We start from the raw sequence: 7811 nt of genomic DNA on the forward strand, positions 1-7811 counted from the left end.
TCGGCCGCGAGCGGGTCGAAGTCGTCGCCGAGCGCGAGATCGCGCGCGAGCGCGCCGATCAATCCTGCGCGTGCGCCCTTGCCGTCGCCGACCGGAAAGCGCGCAAGCGCGAGCAGCGTGTCGCGCCGCTGGCGCTCGGCCGGCGACGCGCCGAACACGTGCAGCCCGTCGCGAATCTGCGCTTCCTTCAATTCGCACAGCCACGCGTCGACGCGCGTGAGCAGCGCATCCTCGTCGCCCGCGTCGCGCGGCGGCGATACGCTCAGCTCGTCGTGCAGCCGGTGCTCGGCGATCGTTGCGAGGATCGTCTTGCGCAACAGCTTCGCGCGCCGCGCATCGACCATCAGCGCTTCGTAGTATTCGTCGACCTGCCGTTCGAGATCCTGCAGCGGGCCGTAGTTTTCCGCACGCGTGAGCGGCGGCATCAGGTGATCGATGATCACGGCCTGCGCGCGGCGCTTCGCCTGGCTGCCCTCGCCCGGATCGTTGACGATGAACGGATACAGGTGCGGCAGCGGCCCGAGCGTCAGGTCGGGCCAGCACGCGTCGGACAGCGCGACGCTCTTGCCCGGCAGCCATTCGAGGTTGCCGTGCTTGCCGAGGTGGATGACCGCGTCGATGCGATACGCGTCGCGCAGCCAGAAATAGAACGCGAGATACGCATGCGGCGGCACGAGATCCGCGTCGTGGTAGCTCGCGTAGTCGTTCTCGCCGCGCGAGCGCGACGGCTGGATGCCGACGAACACGTTGCCCGCGCGCCAGCCGGCGATCGTGAAGCGTCCTTGCCGCAGCGTCGGGTCGGCTTCAGGCGGGCCCCAGCGTTCGTTCAGCGCGTCGCGCACGGCGGCCGGCAACCGCGCGAAACGCGCGACGTAGTCGACCAGCGGGAAGCTCTGGAATGCGGGGCGCAACGCGTGCACGGCCGCGTCGTTGGTCACGCCTTCGGTGAGCCGCGCGATCAGCGCATCGCCGTCGGGCGGCAGGTCGGCCACCGCATAGCCCGCGTCGCGCAGCGCCGCGAGCACGCGCAGCGCGGACGCAGGCGTGTCGAGCCCGACGCCGTTGCCGATCCGCCCTTCGCTTTGCGGATAGTTCGCGAGAATCAGCGCGACGCGCTTGTCGGCAGGGTCGAGCGTGCGCAGCCGGCACCAGCCGCGCGCGAGCGCCGCGACGAACGCGATCCGTTCGGCGTCCGGCTGGTAGCGCACGACGTCGACCTCGGTGTGCGGGCAGCGGTACGCGAGCCCCTTGAAGCTCACCGCGCGCGTGACGATGCGGCCGTCGACTTCCGGCAGCGCGATGTGCATCGCGATATCGCGCGCATGCAGGCCCTGGTTGTCGGCCACCCAGGCGTCGCGATTGCCGCCGGACAGGATCACCTGCAACACCGGCGCATCGCCGGCGAGCACGTCGTGTTCGGGGCTGTCGATCGCGCCGGCCGCGAACGCGGTCGTGTTCAGCACGAGCGCGACGTCGTGCGTGTCGCAGAGCTGCGTGATGACTTCGCGGCTCACCGCGTCCTTCAGCGACGTAACCGCAATCGGCAGCGGATTCAGCCCTTCCTCGATGAGCGCATCGGCCAGCGCATCGAACACGGCCGTGTTCGCGGCCTGCCAGTGCGCGCGATAGAACAGGATCGCGACGACGGGCGCGCCGGGCGTCCAGCGCGGCCGCCAGTCGTCGACGCTCGCGCGGTCGCGCGCCGGGTGATACAGCGCGGCGGCCGGCAGCGGGCGCGGGAGTTCGGGTTCGTCGCCGAACCCGAGCGTGTGGAAGGCAATGCTGCGCAGCAGCGCCTCGGCGTTGTGCACGCCGCCTTCACGCAGGTAGCGCCACCACAGCCGGCACAGGTCGGGCGCGACGGTGCTTTTCGCGACGAGGTTCGGGTCTTCCTGCAGGTCGCCCGAGAACATCGCGAGCTGCTGCCCGCGCTTCGACGCGAGCGACACGGCCTGCTCGATCCCGTACGGCCAGTACGCTTCGCCGCCGAGATGATCGATCACGACCGACTTCGCATGCTGCAGCACGTCGTCGACGTAGAAGTCGACCGACGCCGGCTGCCGCAGGAACGTGACGTTCGCGAGCCGTACGCTCGGGAAGCCGGCCGGCAGTTGCGGCACGACGCTCGCGAGCAGCGACAGCGTCGTGTCGGCCGAGCTCAGGATCACGATGTCGGCCGGCTGCTGGTCGATCCGGACGACACCCTGCGTATCGTCGACGAAGCCGCCCGGCGTGGTGCGCAGCAAATGCATCGTGCGTTACGCCTGTTGCGGTTCGGCCGCGCACGCGGCGTCGAACGCGCGTTGCAGCGCGGCCGCGTCGAGATCCTCGCCGATCAGCACGAAGCGGCTCGCGCGCGTTTCGCCGTCCTGCCAGCGACGGTCGAAATAGCTGTCGAAGCGGCGGCCGACGCCCTGGATCACGAGCCGCATCGGCGCGCCGGGCAGCGCGGCGAAACCTTTCGCGCGATAAATCGTGTGCGCTTCGACGACGCGCTGCAGCGCGGCGATCGTCGCTTCGCGCGTACCGGCGTCGCCCGACACGACCACCGAGTCGAAATCGTCGTGATGGTGATCGTGATCGCCGTCGTCGGCCGAGCCGTGATGGTCGTGGCGCAGGTGGATCGTCTCTTCCGATGCCGATTCGAGGCCGAGCAGCATCGCGAGGTCGAGCTCGCCGCGCGTCGCACGCACGATCTTCACCTGCGGCGGGATCTCGTCGCGAATCGCGGCTTCGATCTGCGCGAACTCGGCGTCGCCGACGAGATCGGCCTTGTTCACGATCACGAGATCGGCGGACGACAGTTGATCGGCGAACAGCTCGTGCAGCGGCGATTCGTGATCGAGGTTCGGATCGGCGCGGCGCTGCGCGTCGACGGCCTGCGGGTTTTCCGCGAACTGGCCGCTGGCGGCAGCCGGCCCGTCGACGACGGTCACGACCGCGTCGACCGTGAAGCTGTTGCGGATCGTCGGCCAGTTGAACGCCTGCACGAGCGGCTTCGGCAGCGCGAGGCCGGACGTCTCGATCAGCACGTGGTCGATGTCCGCGCGCCGCTCGACGAGCGCTTCCATCACCGGATAGAACTCTTCCTGCACGGTGCAGCACAGGCAGCCGTTCGCGAGTTCGTAGAGCTGGCCCGACGCTTCGCCCTGCGCGCCGTCGGCATCCTCGCAGCCGATGCCGCAGCCCTTGAGGATTTCGCCGTCGATGCCGAGCTCGCCGAATTCGTTGACGATCACCGCGATGCGGCGGCCTTCGGCGTGCTGCAGGATATGGCGCATCAGCGTCGTCTTGCCGCTGCCGAGAAAGCCCGTGACGATCGTGACGGGAAGCTTGCGTAGGGTCATGGTAGGTCCTGTGTCGAATGAGGGGTCAGGCCGAGAGCGTCACGTCGATCTCGTCGTAACGTTTGAGCCGGTAGATCGCGGCCGACACGATCCAGCACGCGAGGAACAGGCCGATCACGACGTAGCCGAGCATCCCGAAATGCGAGGCGACCAGCGTCGAGAATGCCCAGACGGGGCCCTGCAGCGAGAGTTTGTCGGCGAGCAGCGCGAGCACCTCGATGCCGCCGATCAACGCCGCGACCAGCACCGACACGAACGTGATCGTCATGTTGTAGTAGATCTTGCGGATCGGCCGCACGTATGCCCAGCGGTACGCGCCCATCATCAGGATGCCGTCGGTCGTGTCGACGAGCGTCATGCCCGCGGTGAACAGCGCCGGCAGCGCCATCACCGACCAGAACGACATGCCGCCCTGCACCTGCGTCGCCGAAATGCCGAACAGTGCGATCTCGGTCGCGGTATCGAAGCCGAAGCCGAACAGAAAGCCGACCGGATACAGGTGCCAGCTGCGCGACACGAGGCGGAACAGCGGCCGGAACAGGCGCGCGAGCACGCCGCGCTGGTTCATCAGCAAGTCGAGATCGGAATCGACGATCGCCTCGCCGCGGCGGGCCGCGCGAAACGTCCGGTACACGGAGATCAGGATCAGCAGGTTCGCGGCGGCGAGCACCAGCAGGAAGAACGCCGACACGCTCGTGCTGATCACGCCGCCCCAGGTCTTCATGCTCTCGAAGCGCGCGAGCGACGCCGCGGTCAGCGCGACGGCCACCGACATCACGATCACCACGGTCGAATGGCCGAGCGAGAAGAACAGGCCCGCGCCGAGCGGGCTGCGGCCTTCCTGCATCAGCTTGCGCGTGACGTTGTCGATCGCGGCGATATGGTCGGCATCGACCGCGTGGCGCAGCCCGATCACGTACGCAAGCAGCGCGGTGCCCAGCAGCACGGGCTGGTCGCGAAACGCGACGAAGGCCCAGACCCACGCGGCGACGTTGAATGCGACGAGCAATGAGTAGATCGCGACGATTTTGCCGCGCAGCCCGGAATTGCTGTCGTTGAACAGGCGGAAGAACGAGTCGAGCATGATGCTCCCTTGCGAACGGTCGACAGGGTGAATGCCAACACGGCTGCCGCGTGCCCTGCCCGTGCCGCCTGTCGCACGCCGCGCCGGCGCGTGCATGCAGCGGACGGTTCGGCGGAGGAAGCGGGAAACGCTCGGACGTCTGGGCGTACTGCGGCCGTGGACGATGCGCCGCCTCCCCGCGGCGCTGGATCCAACGTCCTGGCCGGTATCCGGGCTGACGAACACGCCGCTTCGCCTTCCCGGATGCACGGCATCCAGTGGCGGTCGTCCGCATGCGGCAGGCATGCGGCGAAGCGGCGCTGCGTCGTGCCGGGCACGACGCGTTCGCTTACCGTTGCGGGGGCAGCACAGGTTGGCTCGACTGCGGTGCAGGCAGGCTCCCTGTTTCCCGTTTAACTGCGCGCGCCGGAGCGGCACGCGCGAGCACCAAAACGCGTGCGAGTGTAGGCGGGCGCGCCGAGAGCGTCAAGACGACGGCCCGCGAGCCCGTGCGAGCGCGCGTCGCGGCCGGCTTTTCGGTCCAGCGGCTCAGCCGGTTCCCGGCGACTGCGCCGCGATCGCGTGGCGCAGCGCTTCGACGGTATCGGGACGCCCGAAATACCAGCCCTGCGCACGGATCGACTGCCCGGGGATGTCGAGCATGTCCGCCTGCTCACGGGTCTCGACGCCCTCGAAGACCAGGCCGGCCCCGAGCCGGCGGGCAATCGCCAGGATCTCCGGAATGAACGAAGTGCCGTCATGGTCCGGCGCGACCGGCAGCAGCGAACGGTCGACCTTGATGTAGTCGATCGGAAGATGCTGCAGCAGGCTCAGGCTGGAGTAGCCGGTGCCAAAATCGTCGATGTAGACGGGATGCCCGAGCTCGCGCAATTGCCGCAGTGCCGGCACGATTTCCGGCAGTTCCACGGTCGACCGTTCGGTCAGTTCGACGCCGACATGCCGGCGCGACAATCCGGCCGGCCAGCAGCTGTTCAGCGTCGCCATCAGGCTGCCGTCCCGCAATTCGGGCGCGCTGGCGTTGATGGTGACGCAAAAGTCCGGCCTGCTGTCGAACAGCACGCGCATCTCCCGCAGGACCGTGCGCACGACGAACGCCGTGACGTCGACGATCATGCCCGCGCGTTCGGCCTCGGCAATGAACACGTCGGGGGCGGCCGGCCCGCCGGTCCAGCGGATCAGCGCTTCGGCGGAGACGATCCGCGATGACGCGCCCAGCGCAACGATCGGCTGATAGCGCAGGACGAATTGCCCGTTTGCCAGCGCTCGACGTATCTGCGCCGCAAGTGCGGCCCAGCGTCGGTGCAGCATCAGCGCGCCGAACCCCAGGCAGCAGCCCGCCGCGCCAGCGGCGATCCCCAGCAGCCAGGTGGCGCGCCGACTCGCGTTCGCGAGCGCCTGCGGCGTCACGACGACGATGGCGCACAGCGGCACCCGGGCCGAGCAGAAGGGTTTGCCGTCCCGAAACCCCGGCACCTGGCCGGTATCGACGTACCCGGGGACGCCGCGCTTGTCGAGTCCGATGACGAGCGCGGTCGGGTGGCCCTTGAGTCCGATCACGTAGTGCAGACCCGGCGGCGGCGGCACCCTGAAGGCGTCCAGATCCATCAGCAGGTTCGCCCTCCCCCCGGCGACCACCAGCCCCAGCGTGTCGGGGCTCGACAACAACGGCACAGTCCAGAAGGCCGACATCGCGTCGGTCAGCCGGAACGGCTGCCGCTTCGGAGCAAAGGGCCTGGGCAGCACGCCCAGCATCGTCGTGCAGAGCAGATCGGGGCCCGACAGGCGTCCGACGTCCTTGATGTACTTCGACTGCACGGAAGCCGATCGCAACAGGCGCCGATCCTGGGGCGAGCAGGCCGCGTACGGCGAGGCATCGACGTCGGCAAGCGTCCTGGCCGCCGAATCGAACACAACGTCGATCTGCTGGACGACTTGCATCCCCAGCGCGGCAACCGATCGCGCCAGCACGATCTTCGTGACCTGCGGCCACGCTGCCAACGCCAGTCCTGCCGAAACCACCAGCACGCCGAGAGCGAGTGCACGGCCGGCCCCATGGGAGGTTGTCCACCTGCGTACGTTCGGCATAGGTGCGGTGCTTTGCGATGTAGTGGTCATCGCCCTGCAGGTCCGGCAGAGCGAGCCGATTTTGGTATGGATTTCGTCAGCCTCGTGCGACCGGGGGCCCGAAGCCCGCGCCTTGGTCGTGACGTTGGCCAGAGGATCGCACACCAATATTACGGCCGGACAACGCAGCGCCGCCGGATCGAGTACCGAACGGATACGGGCCCGGTTCGCCGGCGCCGTGCCCGATGTGCGCTGTGCTATCGTATGCGCCGCGTTCGGTGCTCGCATGCGCATTCCGCGCGTGCAGTTAAACGGGAAACAGGAGGCGGACCACCGCCCGGCCTGTGCTGTCCCCGCAACGGTACGCCGCCCGCGCGACGCGCTTCCCCGCGCACGCGCCCAGGCCGCCCACGATGCCACTGCCCTTCAGCCGGGCGGGAAGGCTGCGGCCTGGCAAGCGGCCAGCCCGGATACCGGCCGACGCAAGGGGCGAGCCCGACGCTCGCCGAACGCCCGATCCGCGGGGGACGGATGGGGTGCGCATTCCGCCCGCGTCCGCGCGGGCTTCGTTCGATCCGTCATGCGTGACCTGTCCGCTGGCCGCCGCCGTGCCGCCCGCCTGCCCTGTTCCACTGTTTCGACACGGTGCGCGCCGTGCCGCGCCCGATGAGCCGCGCGTGGCTCATCGGCGCCGGCCCCGGCGACGCCGACCTGCTGACGCTCAAGGCCGTCCACGCGATCGGCGCGGCGGACGTGCTGCTCGTCGACGATCTCGTGAATCCCGACGTGCTGCGCCATGCGCGTGCCGATGCGCGCATCGAGCACGTCGGCAAGCGCGGCGGCCATGCATCGACGCCGCAGGAGGCGATCGTCGCCGCGATGCTCGCGCATCTGCGCGCGGGCCGCAGCGTCGCGCGGCTCAATGGCCGCCGTCCGTTCGTGTTTGGCCGCCGCGTCGGGGGGCTGGCCGCAGTCGCGCCGGCGGGCCGTGCTGCGCCATGCGCGTGCCGATGCGCGCATCGAGCACGTCGGCAAGCGCGGCGGCCATGCATCGACGCCGCAGGAGGCGATCGTCGCCGCGATGCTCGCGCATCTGCGCGCGGGCCGCAGCGTCGCGCGGCTCAATGGCCGCCGTCCGTTCGTGTTTGGCCGCCGCGTCGGGGGGCTGGCCGCAGTCGCGCCGGCGGGCCGTGCTGCGCCATGCGCGTGCCGATGCGCGCATCGAGCACGTCGGCAAGCGCGGCGGCCATGCATCGACGCCGCAGGAGGCGATCGTCGCCGCGATGCTCGCGCATCTGCGCGCGGGCCGCAGCGTC

Annotated in this window: 4 protein-coding genes, 3 pseudogenes and 2 riboswitches; of the genes and pseudogenes, 3 read left to right on the forward strand and 4 right to left on the reverse strand. The window is 69.5% G+C overall.

Annotation, left to right across the window (positions count from 1 at the left end):
• The 4 genes from cobN to G3N64_RS37445 all read right to left on the reverse strand — a co-directional run.
• On the reverse strand, positions 1 to 2252 hold a 2252-nt coding region (gene cobN / locus G3N64_RS37430), incomplete at its 3' end, for a cobaltochelatase subunit CobN (protein WP_205788637.1).
• 6 nt (positions 2253 to 2258) lie between these two features.
• A complete protein-coding gene (gene cobW, locus G3N64_RS37435) occupies positions 2259 to 3347 on the reverse strand; it encodes a cobalamin biosynthesis protein CobW (protein ID WP_175892466.1) in 1089 nt (362 codons plus the stop codon).
• Between the two features lie 25 nt (positions 3348 to 3372).
• Positions 3373 to 4431, reverse strand: coding sequence for a HoxN/HupN/NixA family nickel/cobalt transporter (locus G3N64_RS37440; RefSeq protein WP_205788638.1), 1059 nt, complete (start codon positions 4429 to 4431; stop codon positions 3373 to 3375).
• Positions 4432 to 4613: 182 nt separating this feature from the next.
• Positions 4614 to 4877: riboswitch (cobalamin riboswitch) on the reverse strand.
• Between the two features lie 82 nt (positions 4878 to 4959).
• Positions 4960 to 6456: an EAL domain-containing protein gene (locus tag G3N64_RS37445; protein WP_205788639.1), complete on the reverse strand. Its 1497-nt coding sequence runs from the start codon at positions 6454 to 6456 to the stop codon at positions 4960 to 4962.
• Positions 6457 to 6754: 298 nt separating this feature from the next.
• A riboswitch (cobalamin riboswitch) is annotated at positions 6755 to 6992 on the forward strand.
• Positions 6993 to 7161: 169 nt separating this feature from the next.
• Here G3N64_RS37445 and G3N64_RS37450 point away from each other — a divergent pair.
• The 3 pseudogenes from G3N64_RS37450 to G3N64_RS37455 all read left to right on the forward strand — a co-directional run.
• Positions 7162 to 7446, forward strand: a pseudogene (locus tag G3N64_RS37450) (SAM-dependent methyltransferase); the annotation flags it as partial.
• A 37-nt stretch (positions 7447 to 7483) separates the two neighbouring features.
• Positions 7484 to 7648, forward strand: a pseudogene (locus tag G3N64_RS40090) (uroporphyrinogen-III C-methyltransferase); the annotation flags it as partial.
• Positions 7620 to 7811 (forward strand): annotated as a pseudogene (locus G3N64_RS37455) (hypothetical protein); the annotation flags it as partial. The pseudogenes G3N64_RS40090 and G3N64_RS37455, both read left to right, overlap by 29 nt.

The sequence above is a fragment of the Burkholderia sp. Ac-20344 genome, from assembly GCF_017104975.1.
Lineage (GTDB): Bacteria > Pseudomonadota > Gammaproteobacteria > Burkholderiales > Burkholderiaceae > Burkholderia.